Consider the following 20789-nt stretch of genomic DNA (forward strand, 5'->3'; position numbering starts at 1 on the left):
TTTAAGAGTTAGAGTTTGCTAAGCAGCCGTCCAGGTGGTGGTATCAACTCCTTCCAGCATCATTTTTTTCAAAACAAAATCAATACGCTCCTCCTGCCCCAGCTTTTCCGTTTTGGACAAAGCAATGGATGCGGCCAGCTTTTCGGTCACTGTGGCGCGCCAGCTTCCGCCTTCGATATTTTTCAGGATTTCGTCCGTAGCCCTGTCCATTCCCCAGGACAGCATTCCCGATTCGTCCAGCGGAGCGGTGAACGGAACGCCCTGTGCATTGTACGTTTTTAGAACCAGAGCGAGCCGCTCGGCGGTGGTCAGCAGATCATCGAACGCCGTGAAGTATGCCACAAACTTGTCGGGCCGGAGCAAACCTTCCCGGTTCATGCCGACTTTGAAACTGAAAGCGCCGGACGCGGCAAGCACGCGCACCGTTTTGTCAAATACATCCGACAATTCGTCCAAAACCGGGCTGATGTACATCTTGTAGGTTGCGCTCAACCGCGTATCGTGATGCCCGTTCTGCTTCCGGCTCCACGAAATCCAGCTGAATTTAGGATCCGGCTCGTGCTTTTTCCAGGTTTTAAGCAATTCACGGCTTAGCGGGTCATTTTTACCAATGTTCAAAAAATCTTCTACTTCCTCCACTGTTCTGAGTGCATTGGAATGCGCCAAAAGGAGCGGTACCGTATTATATGCGTAAAGCTTGTCAGCGAGCGAGAGCGTGTCGGCCTCATTCAACCGAACCGCATAACGGACAGCACTATACGACATTCCAAGTAAAGGATGCCGGCGGTCTGCGGTCCGCTCATCCGAGTCATACAGGAAAGTCTGCGCGGCGGGTCCGGAGTAAAAATGCTCCGCAACCTTGATCTCGAAAATCCCTTCCAGCACCAATCGGGCCATTGTCAGGTTCGTTTCATCATCATACTCACGCTTGAAGTAATGCGGCAGTTCCCCCTCGTTTTGCAAAACGTAGAACAGGAGCGCCACTTCCTTGTAGGCAAGCCTGGTACTGCTCCCGGCATCCTGATTCCTGCGCCGGAATATTCCGAAAAACTCAGGATCGTTGCTTAGATCAGCAAGCGCATGGAGCGCTTGCTGATCTAAATTCCCCTGCTCAACCAGTTCGAACGCCGTGTTTGACCGGAACGTTGCGTGCAAAAGAAATTTGACTTTGATCATCAGATTCCCGATTTATCTGTTTCCCCGTTGAGAACGGACCTCTTCAATGGCCTCCTGCAATTTCTTTTCGAGCATATCCAGTTCATTCGGAGCTTCCTGGATCTTCACGTCTACATACTTTTGAAGTTCGGCCAGACTGTTTCTGAATTCATTCAGTTCCGCCACTTCCAATTGATCCACGACCTGCTGATAGGGCGTGCCGGTTTTCCAGAGCGTGAAGTCCGTCTCGATGAATGAAGGCAAATGGCTGCACGCGATGATACTGCAACCGCCGCAGGTAAAGGCCGGACAAATCGTGGGCCAATGGCAGAAGATCGAATGGCCGGGACAGTTGATCAATGTCGGATACGGGCAAACGGATGGGCTGATGATCCGGCAAACGGTAAGCTTGCTGGGATCGAAATTGACTGTGACGGCAAGGTCCTTGAATTTGAAAGTTTTCATCTCTTCTATTTTTATGATGGCTAAATGGTCATGCTCCCGCCTTTTTTATCCGGAAAAGATCAGGCAAAACGGTTTTAAATTCTTTCTGACTACCCCATATCCCACCTCCTTTCGTAAAATGGTTTTGTGACAAACAGGCAGCACGGAGCACGTATATACGCCCCCGAACTGCGTGTATTATTAAATTTGTTATATATTAACCCGACGAAATTATATTAAGAGGCCGCCTTTTTTGAGCGTCAGATTACCCGATTTGAAAATCACGTAGTTTGGTGCGGTCAGGTAAAATCACCTTTCGGGAAATGGGTAGTTTACAAACACGGGAGTGCGTATAAACGGCACTCCCGTGTGGGGTTGGTATGCATAATATAAATGTGTTACATCGCGTGCTTCGTACACAATGTATGCATGCGATTTTGAAGTGTGGTAGTGATAATCGGGGTCTTATTGCTTTGTGGTAATTACGGCAAGTCCCGATTTAGCCCGGTCGCCATATTGCATTGCAATGGCGCTGTTTCCGGAATGAATAGTCATCTTATGGTCTTTTTTCCGGATAGCCATAAGTTCTTCTCGGTTATTCAACACCACTCCATCGGCTATATACAATAGCTTCAATGAATTTGTTTTCGCTGCCTTTTTGCTTACCAGGTTTTCACTTGGGGTAATAATATTGTCTTTGGCGCAGCTCATCATAACCGCCAGCGCGGCAATAGCAATTTTGGGACCTTTCATAGCGATAAAATTGATTAGGAATGTAACCTATTTTACACCAACGATTGCTTCCATTCCCTGGTATTGGAAAATGATGGTTGTTGCGGAATTTAATATTCGCATATCATAAGAAACGCCGGGTTCTTACACCCGGCGCTTCTTGTGATAGAATTCAGGATAGCTATTTTACCAGAATCCGTTTTGAATAAGACGTTCCGTCAAGGTAACTGACCACTACGAGATAAATGCCTGACTCTAATTTGCGCATATCTACCATTGCCTTTGCTGCCGGTTCGATCGAACCTCTTTTCCGGCCGCTTTGGTCCACGATGGTCAATGCGCTTACATCTTTCCAGGCAGGAAGGTCGACAGTCAATATGTCCGAAACCGGGTTCGGTGACATCGTGATCTGCTCTCCACCCTTCATCCGAACGGAACGTAACTGGCTGTACGTGTAAGATTTATCAGTGTCGACCATTTTAAGGCGAAACAGGTTTTGTCCGGCCAAAGGATATTCGTCCCGGAATGTGTAGTGCCGTACTGTCGATGACAGACCTGCTGCCGGTATTTCGTTCAATGTTTGCCAATGAGTGCCATCGCCGCTTCGCTGGATCTCAAAATAATCGCTGTTACTTTCTTCAGATGTTGCCCACGAAAGCATAACCCCCTTTTCCTCTGCTTTGGCATTGAAGCTGATCAGGGTCACAGGCAGAGGAGGCTCCCAGCTAAGCTTATAGGTGGCTGCTGGGCTCATTAATTCCTGTTGGTCAACTACTTGATAGCTAAAACTAAGCTCTGTACTGCCGATGCCGGTGAATTGAACGGCCAATAATGACGGATCATAGCTTGGAATAATAAACGGACTTGAAAGAATGGGTAGGCTATTATAAAGCAATGTGTTTCCGTTGAACCCTCCGATGTCGGTAACAATGAATGTAAAACCTGCACCCATATTGCCGTCCTGAAGGTCTGTGCCGCTCATGGGTACCGGGCGTCCGTTCTGCCCGTCCAAAGCGATAATAGCACCCACAGTCGGCGTCGGAATCGCTATATCCTGTGCCTGGGCTAGCGGTGGAGAAAAATATTGAATCGTAACAGTGGCCTGATCCGACAGTCCCGTTGCATTTTCAGTGAGTGTATAGGTTATCGGCGTAGGATCGTTGGTGACGCCGAACTCAGGTACGAAGGTCAGAATAAAAATACCATCGAAAGTCCATGTACCTTCACCGGGTACGATCAGCGCCAATTGGTTGCCGGGGGTAGCAACGTCGATATCCACCGTAGCCATGAGTGGCAAAGCAGGACCTATGGACAACTGGTCATTGTTAAGGATTAACATCGAAACGGGACTTCCCGGTAAATTCAGGTTGGAAAAATCATCAGTTGCCACCGGCTTGGTCGCATAAGTAACCGTTACCATCGCAGGCGCCGACACCGTATTGGCAATGTCCGTCAATGTGTAGCTGATGGGCGTCGGAGCAGTGGCGAATCCGGCTTCCGGGGTGAAGGTGAGTATACCCGTGGCGGGATTGTAGGACCATGCACCCTGGCCGGAAACGGTGAGGCCGGATTGGGTTCCCGGCATGACAGGATCGATATCCACTGTAACGTCTCCTGGCGTCGGAACGGCCCCGTTCGACAACATGTCATTGTTAAGGATCGAAATTAACGCAGGCGTTCCTGCAACATTTGCCGAAACATCGTTGTTTGCCGTCAGCATTTTCTGATAAGTGACTGTTACCGTAGCCTGATCCGACAGACCGGAAGGCAACTCCGTCAGCGTATAGATTAGTGGCGTGGGATCACGGGTGAAGCCAAGCTCAGGAGTGAACGTAAGGAAGGGCAAAAGAGGGTCAAACCCCCATATGCCTTCACCCAGAACGACCAACGTCGGTTGCGTGCCGGGAAAGGAAGCGTCGAGGTCGACTGAGATAAAAGGGGGCAAAGCCGGGCCTCCGCTAGCCGTGAGATCGTTGGCCAGGATTGGCACCAATACTGTGCCGCCTGGCGCATTGTTGATGGAAATATCATCGTTCGCCTTCGGCCCCACCTGCTCTTCAACCGTCACCGTGGCCGGATTCGATACGCTATTTGCACCCATAGCAAATGTGTAGGTGATCGGGCTGGGGAAAGTGCTGAAACCGGGCAATGGACTGAAAGTGAGTATACCTGTGACGGCATCGTAAGTCCAGCTACCTTCGGCCGGAACGATTAAGAGCGATTGAGCTCCCGGTGTAACGGCATCGATATCGACCGTAACAATGCCCGGAAACGGCGTGGTACCGTTCACCAACAGGTCATTGTTCAGGATCGCAATTGTGACAGAAGCGCCGGGCGTGCTACTGCCGGCAATATCATTGTTTGCAATCGGATTATTCAGGTAGTCGATCGTCACTGTCGCCTCGTCTGACTGGCTCGTAAAGAGATCGGTCAACGTGTAAACGATCGGAGTCGGATCCCCAATGAAGCCAAACTCGGGGCTGAATATGAGCTGGCCCAAAGGCGTATAATTCCAGATACCCTCGCCAGGAACCAGGAGAAGCTGCTGGGCTCCGGGCAGAACAGGATCGAAATCGACATTAACTGATAGTGGTACAACCGGAAGTCCATTGGTCCCAAGGTCATTGTCCAGGATCAGGATCGTCACCGGGATTCCCACAATATTATTATTGGAAGCATCGTCGTTTGCTACCGGCTTAGACGCAAAGTTAGCCGTCACAATGGCTGGGGCCGACACCCTGTTTTCCACGTCCGTAATGGTGTAGGTTATAGACGAGGGGGCGCCTTCAAAACCGGGCAATGGCCCAAAAGAAAGTATACCCGTGAGGGGATCATAGGTCCAGGCACCTTCACCTGCAACGGGCAGTACCATTGAAATCCCGGGCTGGACAGGATCAATATCGACTATGACATTCGCCGGTGCAGGAGCAGCCCCGCCAACCAGAATGTCATTGCTCAGAATGGCGAATGTTACCGGGCTTCCGGGTGTAAAGCTGGCAATGTCGTTGGTTGCCACCGGCGTATTGCGGTAACGCACGGTCACTGTTGCCTGGTCGGAGAGGGTTGTCAGGTTCTCCGTAAGCGTATAAGTGATCGCTGTCGGATCACCCGTAAAGCCGGGTGCGGGCACGAACGTGAGCAGTCCCGCGATGGGCTCGTAGATCCAGGTCCCTTCACCAATTACGGACAGGAAGGATTGGTTCCCCGGTAGCAAAGCATCTATATCAACCGTCACCATCGGCGGAAAAACCTGGCCGATAGAGCTGAAATCATTGGCCAGGATCTGCACGAGTACCGCATTTCCACTCGTATTATTTTCTGAAATGTCATCGTTCGCCACCGGCTCGCCCACGACGCGTGCGTTCGCTGATAAGGAGGATGTTAAGGAACGAGAGAAGGCACTGTGTGCATTCAGGGAAAGGCCCGTACAAAGGGTCAGTGTAAGCAGTAGAAATTTCTTCATAAAAGACTGTTCAGGAGTTGAATACGTGCTAAGTAACATATCAAAAGTAATCGCACAAAGGCGACGCGATTGTAACTATTTCGCACTATTTGCTGTCGAAAATTCACTACGCACCAGAATACCAGTCAGATGCCTTGAACGATATTGCTCCAAAACATCGTAATTTACACTACCAAAACCCCTACCCCTAAACAGCCGAGAACCCTCATATCGATGGACTTACGATTTGGAATATTGCTTTGCCTGTTTTTGCATGTGCAATGCGCTTTGCTATCGGCGCAGCCCGGCGGCGTTCAGGGCAAAGTACGCAAGCAGCTCGACCGCGCCGGGGAGCTTACTTCCTCTCAGCCGGAGCAGGCCCTGGCCATTGCGCTCGCGGCCTTGAAGGGGGCCCAGACAAATCACCTCACGTTTTCGGAAGGGAAGGCTTACCAGCTGCTGGCCCGCATTTACGCGGAGCGGAGCGAATACACCAAAGCGCTCGAAGCCAGTAAATCGGGCATTGCCATTTTCGATCGGCTGGGAGAAGCCAAGGAAACTTGCAGAATGTATATCGGAATGGGTATTATCAACCGCTATCTTCAACTTTACCCTGCCGCTATCGAATCCAATTTACAGGCGGAAAGTATCGCCAAAAAGCATTCGTTGACCTTTCAACTGGCGGCCATTTACGGAAACCTGGGCAACATTTACTTCGATCAGCTCGATTACAACCACGCGTTGGAGTATCATCAGAAATCCCTTCAGATTCACAAAAGCATGGGCGACGAACAGGGAATGGGCAATACGTTTCATAACCTTGGCATGATTTACCGCATGCAAAAACAATACGACAAAGCCCTGGATTACTATAACCGGTCACTAGCGATCGATAGCAAAAAGAATAACCTGGGCAATATGGCCATTTCATACAGTGACCTCGCCCGGCTTTACATTGCCAGGAATGATTTCCGGGAAGCATTGGTATATGCACAAAAATCACTGGATATTGCCCGAAAAATTGATGCAAAAGCGCTTGAACAAACGGCGCTGTCGCTGCTGCCGCTCATACATGCGGCATTGGGAAACCAGGCGGCTGCGCTCGTGCATCACCAGAAATACCTCAGCCTTTCCGACAGCCTGCATTCGGCGGACCTTTCGAAGCAAATCGCGGACATGCAGGCACGTTACCAAACCGAGCAAAAAAACCGCGAGCTTCGCATACAGCGCCTTCGCCTGCAAGCCCAGCAAGCTTCGCTTAGCCAGCAACGTACACTTATCGCCGTGCTCATTGCCTTCGTGCTATTGTGCGCGCTGATCGGCTACCTGCTTTTCAACCGCTATAAGCTTCGGCAGCGCAACTTGAAGCTTTCGCTGGAAAACGAGCAATACCAACTTTCGCAGACACTTCAACTCCGGAAAGAAGAGAATGAACTGCTGCTCACCGAAACGGCCAATATCAAGCAAATGGACCGGGTCAAGTCCCAGTTTTTTGCCAATATCTCCCACGAATTCCGTACGCCGCTGCAACTAATCCTGGCCCCGCTTCAAAAGCAGGGAAACATCAGCCGGGAGGAAGCGCACATGATGGAGCGCAATGCAAACCGGTTGCTTCGGTTGGTTAATCAGCTCCTCGACCTCGCGAAGGCAGAAATGGGCATGCTCACGCTCCATTACCAATGGGATAACCTCATCGGTTTCCTTCGCCAGACCGCCCTTTACTTCGAGCCGATGGCCAATGCCAAAAAGCTGCTTTACCAGGTTGATTTGCCGGCCAGCGAGCCGTTAGTCGCGTACGATGCGGACAAACTTGAAAAAATCGTCTACAACCTATTGTCGAATGCCATCAAGTTCACCCCGTCCGGGGGTAAAGTTACACTTCGGGCCGAGCTGGATCATTCAACCGGCCTCCGCATTATCGTAAGCGACTCGGGCGTCGGGATGCCCGAACCACTGCAAAACAGGATATTCGACCGGTTTTACCAGATCGACTCCTCCCAGACGCGGGCTTTTGAAGGCAGCGGGCTCGGCCTGGCGCTCACCAAGGAACTCGTAGACCTACACGACGGCTCGATCCGCGTAACCAGCCTGCCCGAGTCAGGCAGCACATTCGAGGTTTGGCTGCCTTTGAAAGCGGATGCAACATCGCTTCCCAATGAGTTGCACCGGATGGTATCGACCATCGGCAGCGGCGAGCCGGCCGATTCCCCTGCTACGACTACCGACCTTCTGACGAAACAGGAACAGGTCGAGCTGGCGCAGGAAGACAAGCCCACGCTTTTGCTGGTAGAAGACCACCCCGAGTTAAATCAGTACCTCCGGCACGAGCTTTCCGACCGGTTCCAGGTTTTACATGCCATGCAGGGCGACGAAGGGCTCCTCGTAGCGCGCAGCCTGATCCCAGACCTCATTATCTCCGACATTATGATGCCGGTAATGGACGGGTTTTCGCTCACCCGCCATCTTAAAGAGGACGATCTCACAAGCCATATCCCGGTTATCCTGCTCACAGCCAAAGACGATCTCGATTCACGGATGGAGGGTTTTGAATTGGGGGCCGAACAGTACCTCGGAAAGCCGTTTGTACTCGACGAACTGGTAGCACGTATCAACAGCCTCCTCACCCAGCGGAATCTTTTACGCAAAAAATACAGCCGGGAAGTGGTACTGCAACCCACGGGCACGCCCGTACGCGACCGCGAGGCCGAGTTCCTCGAAAAAACGATCCGCATCATCGATGAGCACATCGCCGAGGAATCCTTTAACGTGGAAATGCTGCAACAGGAAATGGGTATGAGCCGGATGCAGCTGCACAGAAAGTTGAAAGCCCTCACCGATCAGTCGGCGTCCGATTTCATCCGCTACATTCGCTTGCAACGTGCCGCCGACCTGTTGCGGCAATCCGGCAGCCCTGTCGCAGAGGTCGCCTACCAGTCGGGTTTCAATCATCTCTCCTATTTTTCCAAATGCTTCAAAGAACAGTTTGGGGTGCTACCTTCCGAATTCGCAAAGCAAAAGAACAGCAATAGCGCAGAAGTCTGATTTATAATGTATTGATTTTTAATTAATTAACTCAAATATTAGCCAGTGTTACATCAGTGCTAATATCTGGGAAATCTGTGTTAAACGGTTCGCAGGAGTCGGTATTAGTTTTGCTGCCACAAGGTATTCGCCGAATCACCTCTAAGCAGTAGGCATCCTCACCATTCCATTTTAGCACATGAAATCAGTAAGCGTGGCAGCGTTCATTATCCTGCTCTCTCTCGTTAATCCAAATCAACTCCTTGCTCAATGGCTTACAGTCGGAGGCAACCAGTACGTATTACCCACCGTCAAAGTCGGGATCGGTACACCTAATCCGCAGCGCAGTCTGGACGTACTTAATACCGTGGACACCTACATAAGGGTCGGCTCGCTGGGAGGAAACCAAATGTCTGCCCAGACGGCCGGCATAGAACTCCGCAGAAGCTTGTTCAATGGTACGTCCACCACCTGGTCTATCAACAATGAATCGGTGTTCCGGATCCGGAATAATGGCAAGACATTATTCGCGATGGACCCCGAAGGTATCCGGTTGGGTCATGCTGTCAACGATCCTATCCAGGTGACGATCAACGGACAGAATGTTACGCAAAACGGAAGCTCCCTGGATGGCGGCGCCCTGACATTGACCTCCATGGTAGGGAGCAACACGCATTCCTTGTACATGGACGGCAACCAGATGGAAAGCTCCGACCCGCTCTACCTCAACAACACTTCGGATAAAGATATCCTGCTTGCTAACGGCGGAGGGCGCGTGAAAGTAGGGACAACCGACAACGAGGCGCGGCTGAGCATTGCCTCCGAAAATGATATGCAGCTCAAACTCATCAACCCGGGCAGTGGCGGTGCCTCCTGGCGCATTGGTGTAGCCAACTCGGGATGGTCGGCGGGATCCGGGAAGCTGGTATTTTCCAAAACCGCCAGCTCTTCCGATGCTACGATGGTCATTACCCCGGCCGGAAATGTAGGTATCGGTCTTACAACACCGTCTAAAATGCTGCACGTCAATGGTACCACGTCCACCAAAGTACTGGAAATCACCGGCGGCGCCGACCTGGCCGAGCATTTCGATATCGACGGCGGCGAAGCGCTGCTTCCTGGCACCGTAGTCAGCATTGATCCTACAAAACCAGGGCAACTGCGGGAAGCGGGGGAAGCTTACGACAAAACCGTCGCCGGCATTATCAGCGGGGCCGGTGAGGTACAGCCGGGAATGCTCATGGGCCAGGCAGGTACGATCGCCAGTGGAAAATACCCGGTGGCGCTGACGGGCAGGGTCTATTGCCGGGTCGACGCGTCATTAGGGGCCATTTGTCCGGGAGACCTTCTTACTACCTCCACGACAGCCGGTCACGCGATGAAGGCAGCCGATGGCAAGCTGGCACAGGGCGCTATTATCGGCAAAGCCATGACGGGGCTGGAAACGGGCCGCGGGCTGGTGCTGGTGTTGGTGAGTCTTCAATAATAGTGTGTAAAAATTATGAAACTGATCAATACGCTATTCATTGCCCTGGCCTGCTCGTTCGGCGGGCCGGCAATGGCACAGACCATCGTTCCACAGTCGTTCCGCTATGAGGCAGATACGATTGGCGACAACCAGCCACGGTTCCTCACGCAGGTGAGTTGGTCTAACACGTCTTTTCTACGGCTGTATTTCAAAGGTACCCAGTTGGGCGGAAGCAGTTTCCTTGTGCTGGAAGGCACTGACGGCGCCCGGCAGGAATTGCGCAGCGGGGACCTGGACAACTGGCGGTACAGCTCGGCTTATTTCAATGGACAATCGGTAAATGTTTCGCTCGTGGCGGCACCCGGTGACCGGAATACCGTCAGCATTAGCTCGATAAAGGTGGGTAATGGGTCGGCTCGCATAGCGGGGCAGGTGGTTCAATCAACAAAAACTTCTTCCGGACAGGCTCCATTTTCCGCGGCGCGGTCGGCTAGTTCCTACCCGTATGCAAGCGCGGTGGGCAGGTTTACAAACGGAAGCGAATCGCATGGCACTGGTTGGATTGCACCGAATGGGGCTATTGTGACCTCGTCGATCATTCACACCAATTACATCTTAAACCAATCCTACGATGTCATCGAGTTCAATGTACCGCCGTCGAACGGCACAACTGTAAACCATCCTTCTCCCGAGGACCAGTATCCGGTATCGACTGCCAATAACGTGCAAGAATCGACCATAGTACCCTACAAGTACCTGGAACAACTGACGAGCATCTATGCTGGCTATGCGATAATCCCGCCATTAGCTAACAGCACCGGTTTGAAGCCCGGCGAGCGGCAGCAGGAATATTTCCGCATTGCGCGCAATCCCACCTCGTCGATGATCGAATCAATGGGCGGCGTTCAGGTCGATGTGCTTCACTACGGGGTTATGCCCGGCTCGGTAGGCAGCGGCCAGTACAAGACACTTCACGTATCGGAAACGTCTTTGATGAAACAAAACGACTACCTGTCAATCTGGGTTGGCGACGAACGCGACGACTACGTACTCCACCATGAGATCGGCGTCGTCAATCCGGGTAGTACAGGCTACGGAAGCGATGGCGGAGCGCCCGTTACCTACCGGGGATCGAATGCGGCCATTGGCGTGCATGTGAACGATGGTATCGATGATATGGCGCCTGTGGCAATGGGTTTCCGGGAAAATGACTTCCGCAACCAGCTCGCGCGGTTCTATGCTTCGAATTCCGTGTACGTAGACCGAAACGGTTTGCAAAACCCCGCTACCGGTGCCATAGACAAGCCCTACCTGACCCTGCAACAGGCAGCCCAGTACGCGCCTGCCGGATCGCAGGTATACATTGCCCGTAATACGTATCTGGGGCCGGTCACCATCGACCGCGCGATGACGCTGAGGGCGCCCGTAGGCGAGGTAATCATCGGTTCGTCGAATGCGTCGGGTCGGGAGGCGGTCGATGAAACCATTGCAAACGAAGTGGCGATGGCCGAAGCGATGGAAACTTTTCAGCGACCGGAAAAGCACGAAACAGCCGAAAAGCTCACGGCCTACCCCAACCCGTTCAAAGACCAGACCGAAATAGCGTACCAGCTTCCTGAAAACACGTCGGTATCGGTCGGTATTTACACTAATGCCGGAGCACGCGTCGCGGGCTTTTCAACTAAAAATGCGGCACCCGGGCAGCAAAAGCACTTCTGGAACGGCACCGATTACCAGGGAAAACCACTTCCCGCGGGGCTGTACCTGGTAACGATCACTTACGGAAATCAAACTTTTACAACAAAAGTATTGAAGCAGTGACATTTAGTGGCCGGCAACCGGCGCATTTGTATTTAAAATCATTAATATATTCAAAATGAAAAAGATACTTAAAAACATATTGACAGCGATCACCCTGGGAATCGCATTCACAAGTAGCAGCCTTGGCAACGCTGAACTCCCGACAGACCCAAAAGACAAGGTAAAAGTGGCAGTAGTGGAATTCACGCCCGCACCGGACATTACGGTCATGACCTATGAAGCCAAGCGGCAGTTGCAAGCCAGTATCGCTTTTGAACTTCACAAAACCCAAAAGTTTCATGTGGTGGATGTAAGGCACACCCGGGATGCCTCGCAGGCCAATCTGGCGGTGATTAATGGCGAGTCTACGGCCGCTGCGGTAAAGGTTGGCAAGCAGCTCGGTGTCAGCTATGTGCTTACGGGAACGGTGGTTGAATACAACACGCAAGGCTCCGCTACACTCGCCACACGGCTGGTGGAAGTGTCGACTGGGAAAGTCACCCACAGCACCTCTACCTCGCAGGAGGCAATTTCAAAAGTTACCGTCGGAGGAGCCGAAGAAATGGCAGCCAAGGTGCTCAAACCGCTGATCAAGAAGCTGACAGCCTCACTTGCTGGATTGGCATTATGATGAAAGAGCCTCATTGAGTCTCAGCGACAGCAGCGTATTTGAAATGCATTGCAACTATTGACGGTTTTCCGAGTGTGCTGGCAATAGCCTGAATGCAAGTATTTTTGCAAATATGTTCATATGTTTGTACATATAAAGAATCAAAGCCCGGAGAACGTACTCCGGGCTTCTTTTGACTCTTCCTAACCGTACAACTTAACCTATTTGAAAATGCTAATCAGGAAAACAGCCGCTCTCATTGGCATAATGCTCGCGACACTTGGCGTTAAGGGGCAGGATGTGTTGAAATATGTAAATCCCAATATCGGTACGGCGCATAGCAGATGGTTTTTCTTCACGCCCGCCGCGGTACCGGGCGGAATGGCCAAGCTGGCGCCGTCGACCAATGGGCATTATGGCAATGCGAGCGGTTGGGAAGCTGTGGGGTACGACGTCAGGCAAAATTCAATTGAAGGGTTTGTACACTTTCATGAATGGCAGGTCGGCGGTGTCGCATTTATGCCCGCGACCGGTCCGCTTAAATTGCAGCCCGGCGAACTGGACAAGCCCGGAAGCGGCTATCGTTCCGCGTTTTCGCGTCAGAATGAAGTCGCGCAGCCCGGCTATTACAAAGTGCTGCTCGATGATTATCAGATCACCGCAGAGCTGACAGCTACTAAAAGAGTCGGTTTTCATCGGTATACATTTCCCAAAACAGACCAGGCGCATATCATTTTGGACCTGGGACAAAAGCAGGGGGAAAGCGGCGACGTCGTCGACAGCGGGATTCGTATGCTCGACGACACGCACTTTGAAGGCCACGTCACTACGTATCCAAAATACGTAGCCCAGTTTGATCCGGAAGGTAAAATTACCATGTACATCTACGGACAGCTTAGCCGGAAACCGGAGTCGGTCAATGCATTTGTCGCTGGCGACATTCAGGCGGGCAGCTCCAACGCAACCGGGAAAGGTGCCGGCCTCGCATTGAATTACAGTACTTCCGCCGGAGAGATTTTAGAGGTCAAAGTGGGGCTGAGCTATACTTCGACGGCAAATGCGAAGGCTAACCTTGCGGCAGAAGCACAGCAACTTACATTTGACCAGGCCCACGCATTGGCCAGCCAAACCTGGCAGCAAGAGTTAGGCAAAATCTACGTGGAAGGCCCGAATGATAACGACAAAGTGAAGTTCTATACCGGACTGTTTCATGCATTGCTCGGCAGGGGCATCGCCAGCGACGCTAACGGCGCATATCCCCGGCATGGGGGCCTGGCCGGCGAGCTCTCCGGGCATGAGAAGAAGTACGGTTTTATGAACACGGATGCCATTTGGGGCGCGTTCTGGAATATCACACAGCTGTGGGCGCTGTCGTATCCGGATTGGTACCAACGCTTTGTGAATACCCATTTGAGGATTTACAAGGACCGGGGCTGGTTCAGCGACGGGATTGCGAACAGTGAATTTGTTTCCGGTGTCGGTACCAACTTTATCGGCCTCGCAATAGCTGCCGCTTATCAGTCTGGCTTACGCGATTATGATGTAAAACTTGCCTACGAGGCGGTCCGCAAGAACGAACTGGGCTGGCAAAACCGCCCGAAAGGTTCGGGAAAACTGGATACCGGCAAGTTTTTAAAATTGGGCTATGTACCACACGTCGAGGACGGAGGCAAGTTTATATCCGACTCCACGGGTTCCAGTTTTTCGGCCTCGCATACGCTGGAATACAGTTTCAGCACCTTCGCCGCCGCGCAAATGGCCAGAGCATTAGGTAACCAGCCCGATTACAAAATGTTTCTGGATTACTCGAACGGCTGGCAGAAATTGTTCAATCCGGCGAATAAGCTCATCCAGCCCAAAACATCCACCGGCGATTTCATCAAAAATTTCGATCCCTACCAGCCATGGCGGGGATTTCAGGAAGGCAATGCCACGCAGTACACCTATTATGTACCCCACAATCCCGCCAAGCTCATTGGCCTGATCGGCGACGGACAATTCAGCGAAAAACTCGACAACATTTTTAAGGACGCTGAAACAAAAGCATTTGGCGGCGGAAAAACGATCGATGCATTTGCGGGTGTCAATGCGGTTTACAACCACGGAAATCAGCCGAGTTTACACATCAGCTGGCTGTTCAACTTTTCAAGGCAGCCTTGGTTAACCCAAAAGTGGACCCGGATGATCTGTTCTCAATTTTACGGAACGGAGCCTATTCACGGATACGGATATGGCCAGGACGAGGACCAGGGGCAACTCGGTTCCTGGTATGTTTTGGCAAGTATCGGATTATTTGATGTAAAAGGATTTACCGATCTCCGCCCGATTATTGAATTCGGCAGCCCGATGTTTGATAAGGTCAGCATTGTTCTTGGCAACCAAAAGAAATTGGTTATCGAGACCAAAAACAATTCACAGGAGAATATGTACGTCCAAAGCCTCACTTTCAATAGTAAAGAGGTGAAAAACTGCTGGTTATACCGTGATGAATTAATGAAAGGCGGTAAACTGGTATTCAAAATGGGACCTGAGCCAAACAAGAACTGGGGAACATCCGTGCCGCCTCCCTCGGCGCAATGATAATCTGAATACAAGCGAACGAAAACAAAAAGGCCGCCTCAAATTCAATTGGGGCGGCCTCATTGCATTACCCTTGTACTTGTCAGTAACCCGGATTCTGGTTCATTACACCTGGGCTAAGTTCGACCTCGGTTTGAGGAATCGGGAAAAGTAACCTTTCCGTCGTCACCTGGTAAGCATCGGGCGTGAGGTAATCCACTTCCTTTTTCAATGCTTCTCCGAATGCATTCATCACCTGTACCGCGCTGCCGCTTCGCACCAGATCGTGCCAGCGGTGGTTCTCAAATGCAAGCTCCACGCGGCGCTCGTGCAGGATAGCTTCCCGGAGCGCTGCCTGGCTTGTTGCGGTAATGTCGGGCAGGCCGGCGCGCGTGCGTACGGCATTCAGGCTCGCGAGCGGCGATTTACCCTGCTCATTTTGCACTTCCGCAAGGAGCAGCAATGCGTCGGCGTAGCGGTAGATCGGGAAATTGTCATTAGACCCGGTCACCGCCACCAGCGGCGCATGCACATACTTTTTAATGTAGGGAACCCCGATTTTTCCCTCAGCCGGGGTATAACCGACTACACTTTTAATGGCCGAATAAGTGAACAGATCGCTGGAATTATACGTCCCCTCCGCGATGCCGATCGAGGTTTCCAGGCGCTTATCGTTCTTTTCATAGGCCTTAATCAGGTCGGTGGTGGGCGTATTCCAGCCGCCGGTCGACGAATTATTGATGGCAATGCCGGTTGCCAATGACGTGGAAGTGCTTCTGGGCAGGAAATGGAATGTCAGCGGATTGGGCGTGGTTCCGGTAATGGTCCCTTCCAGGAACTGAATGTCGAAGATCGATTCCTTGCCGTTTTTATTGGCGGGCAGAAACGCGTCGGCATATTCGGCGTGAAGTGCATACCCCATTCCGGCCAATGTCGAAAGCAAGGTTTCCGCCTCGGCCCATTTCTTTTGCGTTGCATAAACATCGGCCAGCAGCATCGTTGCCGAGCCTTTGGTAGCCTCTCCGCTTTGGGGAAACTTCGCCGGTGCGCCGAGTTTGGCCACGGCGTCCTTCGCGTCGGAAACGATCTGATCGTAAACCTGCTCTGCGGACGAGCGCGGCAGGAATGCGTCGTCGGCCCGGGTAACTTCTTTCAGGAACAGCGGAACGCCGCCATAAAGCCGCACCAGTTTGAAATAGTACCAGGCCCTCAGAAACTTGGCCTGCCCGTCGATATTGTTTTTGACACTTTCGGACAATGTCGAGCCTGAAAGGCGCTCGATGACGATGTTAGTCCGCGAAATGCCGGTGTAGCAATGCTGCCAGACCGCGTTGGTGTATGCATTGCTCGAATTGTCCTTGAAATCGGAGATGTTTTCGCGATGGATGTAGGCGGTACCGCGGTTGCTGGGGTAAGCCTGGTAAATGGTGTTGTCCGACCGCATTTCCGAGGTAAAGTAATCATTCACCAGCACATCGCGCAGGGGCGCATAAGCCGCAATCACGGCCTGCCTGAACTGCGCTTCGGTTTTGTAGAAAGAATCGCTGGTGTAGGAATCTTCGGGTACCAGATCAATAAAACTGTCGTTGCAGGCGGTGAGCGTCAATGCAGCAACCGCCAGCAGGGAATATATTCTTTTCATTGTTTCAGACTGAATCGGTTACGGATTATTTAAAAGTCGCGGAGATACCGAGCGAAAACGTGCGTGGTACCGGGTAGGCATTCTCGTCCACGCCTATCCCGAGGGTCGGATCGAGCCCTGCGAAGTTGATCTCCGGGTTCATACCGGTGTATTTGGTTAGCACAAATGCCTGTTGTACGGATGCATAGACACGCATATTGTTGAGCATAAAACCATCTTTCAACTTGAAGCGGTAACCCAGGGAAATGTTCTTTGCGGTGAGGTAGGAACCATCTTCTACCCATTGCGAATTCACCTGACGTCCCATGGCGGTCGTACCGGTCTTGGTACGTGGATACACACCCGAGCCCGGGTTCTCGGGCGAGCGCCAGCGGTCGGCCGCGGCCGCGAGCATCACACGCGAGCCGTCCATATTGGTCTGATACGCCCATTTGGCGGCATTCAGGATTTCGTTCCCTACCGAAAAGGCCATATGGATATTCAGATCGAAGTTTTTGTAGCTCAGCGAGTTGGTGATACCGCCGGTAAATGTCGGTGTAGGATCGCCGATAAATGTGCGGTCGTTCACGTCGTCGATGACGCCGTCGGGCTTTCCGTCCGGGCCGCTGATATCGCGTACTTTAATGGTGCCCACATCGGAAGCGCTTCCGTATTTGGCAGAGTTGGCAAGGTCCGCCTCGTCTTTGTAAAGTCCTTCGAAAATAAAGCCGTAGAATTCACCCAGGCGGTGCCCCTCCTGCTGGCGGAAATAATCGGAACTCACGGTATTGTTACGACGGATGAATCCCGGCGACACCAGGCGCTTGATCAGGTTGCGGTCGAAGGAGAGATTCAGGCTGGTGTTCCATTTCAATGGTCCGGTGAGATTGGTGGTATTGATCGTCACCTCGTGTCCCCATAATTTCAATTCCCCTACATTGTAAAGGATCGTCGAGAAGCCGGAAGCTTTCGGAATAGGGCGCTGCTGGATCAGCCCGTCGGAAATTTTGTGATAATAATCGTAAGTAATACTGATGCGGTTTTTCAGGAAAGACATTTCCAAGCCAACGTCAAACTGCTTGTTACGTTCCCAGGCCAGTTCCGAATTGGAGAGCCTGTCGATAGTCTGCCCGGAAACGGAATTGCCATTCAATGCATAGTAGTAATTGCCGATCGTCGCCTGCGCAACATAATTACCGAAAGCATTATTGCCCGTAACCCCATAGCTCGCGCGGAGTTTCAGGAAATCCAGGAACTTTACATTTTGCATAAACGCTTCGTCGCTCACGACCCACCCCGCCGAGATGGACGGGAATGTACCATACTTCTGGTTTGCACCAAATTTGGACGAGCCATCCCTGCGGACCGCAGCCTGCAACATGTACCTGCCCTTGTAGTTATAGTTGAGCCGCCCGATTGTCGACAGCAGCGAATAAGCACCGTAAGTGCTGTTACCGGCCGAGATCGTCGTCGCCGCGGTCAGGTACGGAATGTCGTCGGTGGTGTAATTGAGGCCGGTAATGGAGTTGTTTAGCCCGCTGAACTTCTGGGCCGAATAACCGGCGAGTACTTCCAGGTGATGGTCGGTGCGGAAGCTTTTGTTCCAAACCAGGTTACCTTCGGCAGTGTAGGAGCCATTGTCCACCGAGCTGCTGGTGCCGGTTGTTTGCCCCTGCGTGCCGGTAATCAGCCCCGGCTGAAAGTATTGACGCGTTTCGGCGCCTTTGTCCACAGCCACATTGCCCCGGAAGCTCAGGTCTTTGATGAACTCGTAGTTCAGGTAAGCATTAGCTAGGATTCGGGTAGTTTTGTAATCGTCGCGGGTGAGCATAAACTGCGCGAGCGGGTTCACATAAGCTACCATCCCGGGCGAGTAAGTATCGCGCTCGAAGGTACCGTCCGCTTTGTAGGGAGAGATCAGCGGACTTGCTTCGAACACCCTTTCGTACCAGCCGCCCACACCGTCGGTGGAAGTGCGGTTATTATGATCCAGCCGGTAGCTGGGTGCGAGGTTGAAACCGATTTTCAGCTTGTCGTTGGCCAGTGAAAGGTCCTGGTTAATGCGCAGGCTGATCAGTTTGCTGCTCGTATTGACCAGCACGCCCTGCTGTTCCTGGTAACCCAGCACGACCGTGGAAGAAGACCGCTCCCGTGCGGATTGAATGGTAAGGTCGTAGTTCTGGATGGGCGCAGTGCGCGTGAGGAGTTTGAACCAGTTCGTTCCGGCACCGTACTGCTCGGGATTGGCATAAGCCGGGTCCACGGGGTTTTTGACAGGGTCAAGTTTCTCGTATTTCACCCGGTCTTCCCATCTTTCCTTCATAAACTGGGCAAAACCCCGGGCATCCATCATTTCGGGAACACGGGTTCCAGGGATTTTCTGAATACCGTAGTTTGCATTGAACTCTATTTTCGAATCACCAGCCTTCGCGTGCCGGGTAGTAATGAGGATCACGCCATTCGCCGCGCGCGAACCGTACAATGCAGTGGCGGAAGCATCTTTCAGCACACTGAAACTTTCGATTTCGGACGGGTTGATATTGTTGATACTGCCTGTAACAGGGATTCCGTCGACGACGATGAGTGGTTGGTTGCTGGCGTAAAACGACGCCGCGCCCCTGATCCGGAATTCCACGCCACGGCCGGGCTGGCCGCTGCTCTGGGCGATCTGCACGCCTGCCACCTTGCCTTGCAGCTGTTGGGCAAACTGCGGTACCGGCATATCCTGCAAAGTCGTCGCATCTACTTGGGCAATGGCGCCTGTGACCTCGCGCTGCCGTTGCTTTCCATAGCTGACCGTCACGGCGTCCAGCTCATTGTTACCCGACAATTTAAAATGCACGACCGTTTCCTTACCTGGAACGACGCGGATTTTACCCTGCTCGGATTTGGAATAGCCCACATAAGAGGCCGAAATGTTGTAGGTACCCTCGGCCAGGTTCAACACATAATTGCCCTGCGCGTCGGAGAAAGTACCGGATGTGGTGCCGGATACCGACACGGAAGCACTGGGCAGCGGTCCGGTATCGTCGGAAATGGTGCCTCTGACAACGCCGGTGTTGCCCTGCGCCCAGCCAGGAAGCGATGGCAGCAGCAACAGCATACCCGCGATAGACAACATTATCCGGCGGGTGTAAAGAAGTAGATACTTATTCATGGGAAGATTTAAAAGGTTGTTTTCACCAAGGGCACAAAACTAGCATTCACATTTTAAGCGAATGTTAATTATTTGTAAATGAAATAAAATATATTAAACTATTTTAAATTTAAAAAGCTTCATATTCCGGCTATATACTCGAAATCAGTTTTCAAAATGTTTCATTTTGTTTCAATTTAAGAATAGGTGGGATTGGACGAATGGCGTCTATGACCGTGCTGTACGATAAGCTTCGGCCGGAAAGAGTAGTTGTTTTCTGAAATAGAAAAGATATCCAGGGAGAAGGGGACTGTGGGCGATGTCCACGGCCTGTAAAAGCAAAAAGACCAGCCGTTTGGACTGGTCTTATAAAATCATGTTCAAGAGAGCAAACACAGCGCCCCAAACGCAAAAAAGCATCCCTTTTGAGGATGCTTTTTGTTTTAATAATTGTGGCGACTACCTACTTTACCAGGTTTGAACCAAGTATCATCGGCGGAACTGGGCTTAACTTCTCTGTTCGGGATGGGAAGAGGTGAACACCAGACCAATAGTCACCAACAAGTTCGTCGTTGGGTTTTGTTCGCTATGGAAAGGAGGTGAAGCGAATCGTCGCACCGTCCAGACCAATAGTCACCAACAAGATCTTTGAGTTTTAGGAGGAAGGGGAGGAAGGAGTATGGAGGAAGGGCATTCCCTTTCGTCCTTTTTTCCATTGTCCCTTTTGTCCTTTTCATGTCATATTGGAAGTAGAAGAGATGAAGATAAAGATTAAATGTGCAAGCTGTTGGGTAATTAGTA

11 protein-coding genes and 1 rRNA gene are annotated in these 20789 nt (G+C 51.8%); 5 read left to right on the forward strand and 7 right to left on the reverse strand.

All coding sequences use genetic code 11. The features are described from left to right. Window positions 1–18: 18 nt before the first annotated feature. The 4 genes from BLQ88_RS13665 to BLQ88_RS13685 all read right to left on the reverse strand — a co-directional run bounded on the left by BLQ88_RS13665 (window position 19) and on the right by BLQ88_RS13685 (window position 5794). Window positions 19–1176: a hypothetical protein gene (locus tag BLQ88_RS13665; protein WP_090150642.1), complete on the reverse strand. Its 1158-nt coding sequence runs from the start codon at window positions 1174–1176 to the stop codon at window positions 19–21. 12 nt (window positions 1177–1188) lie between these two features. Beyond that, a complete protein-coding gene (locus BLQ88_RS36440; RefSeq protein WP_143016845.1) occupies window positions 1189–1620 on the reverse strand; it encodes a hypothetical protein in 432 nt (143 codons plus the stop codon). Window positions 1621–2064: 444 nt separating this feature from the next. After that, complete coding sequence (locus BLQ88_RS13680; protein WP_090150651.1) at window positions 2065–2352, reverse strand: hypothetical protein; 288 nt, start codon at window positions 2350–2352, stop codon at window positions 2065–2067. A 160-nt stretch (window positions 2353–2512) separates the two neighbouring features. Further along, complete coding sequence (locus BLQ88_RS13685; RefSeq protein WP_176884990.1) at window positions 2513–5794, reverse strand: Ig-like domain-containing protein; 3282 nt, start codon at window positions 5792–5794, stop codon at window positions 2513–2515. Between the two features lie 213 nt (window positions 5795–6007). On the opposite strand from BLQ88_RS13685, the gene BLQ88_RS13690 reads away from it, so the two are divergent. The 5 genes from BLQ88_RS13690 to BLQ88_RS13710 all read left to right on the forward strand — a co-directional run bounded on the left by BLQ88_RS13690 (window position 6008) and on the right by BLQ88_RS13710 (window position 15252). Beyond that, on the forward strand, window positions 6008–8815 hold the full coding sequence (locus BLQ88_RS13690) for a hybrid sensor histidine kinase/response regulator transcription factor (protein ID WP_090150715.1): 2808 nt from the start codon (window positions 6008–6010) through the stop codon (window positions 8813–8815). A gap of 178 nt (window positions 8816–8993) precedes the next feature. After that, complete coding sequence (locus BLQ88_RS13695; RefSeq protein WP_090150656.1) at window positions 8994–10280, forward strand: hypothetical protein; 1287 nt, start codon at window positions 8994–8996, stop codon at window positions 10278–10280. A gap of 15 nt (window positions 10281–10295) precedes the next feature. Then, window positions 10296–12083, forward strand: a complete 1788-nt coding sequence (locus BLQ88_RS13700; protein ID WP_090150659.1) for a T9SS type A sorting domain-containing protein — start codon at window positions 10296–10298, stop codon at window positions 12081–12083. 55 nt (window positions 12084–12138) lie between these two features. Beyond that, entirely contained in the window at window positions 12139–12693 is a 555-nt protein-coding gene (locus tag BLQ88_RS13705) for a hypothetical protein (RefSeq protein WP_090150662.1), read from the forward strand. Window positions 12694–12903: 210 nt separating this feature from the next. Then, the gene (locus BLQ88_RS13710) at window positions 12904–15252 is read left to right on the forward strand and encodes a GH92 family glycosyl hydrolase (protein ID WP_090150665.1); all 2349 of its coding nucleotides are present in this window, start codon (window positions 12904–12906) and stop codon (window positions 15250–15252) included. A gap of 82 nt (window positions 15253–15334) precedes the next feature. Here BLQ88_RS13710 and BLQ88_RS13715 read toward each other — a convergent pair whose 3' ends face one another. The 3 genes from BLQ88_RS13715 to rrf form a co-directional block, all read right to left on the reverse strand. Beyond that, the gene (locus BLQ88_RS13715) at window positions 15335–16873 is read right to left on the reverse strand and encodes a RagB/SusD family nutrient uptake outer membrane protein (protein WP_090150668.1); all 1539 of its coding nucleotides are present in this window, start codon (window positions 16871–16873) and stop codon (window positions 15335–15337) included. Window positions 16874–16898: 25 nt separating this feature from the next. Then, on the reverse strand, window positions 16899–20009 hold the full coding sequence (locus tag BLQ88_RS13720) for a SusC/RagA family TonB-linked outer membrane protein (protein WP_218132912.1): 3111 nt from the start codon (window positions 20007–20009) through the stop codon (window positions 16899–16901). Window positions 20010–20438: 429 nt separating this feature from the next. Then, window positions 20439–20550, reverse strand: a 5S ribosomal RNA gene (gene rrf / locus BLQ88_RS13725). Window positions 20551–20789: the final 239 nt, after the last annotated feature.

This window comes from Dyadobacter soli (assembly GCF_900101885.1).
Lineage (GTDB): Bacteria > Bacteroidota > Bacteroidia > Cytophagales > Spirosomataceae > Dyadobacter > Dyadobacter soli.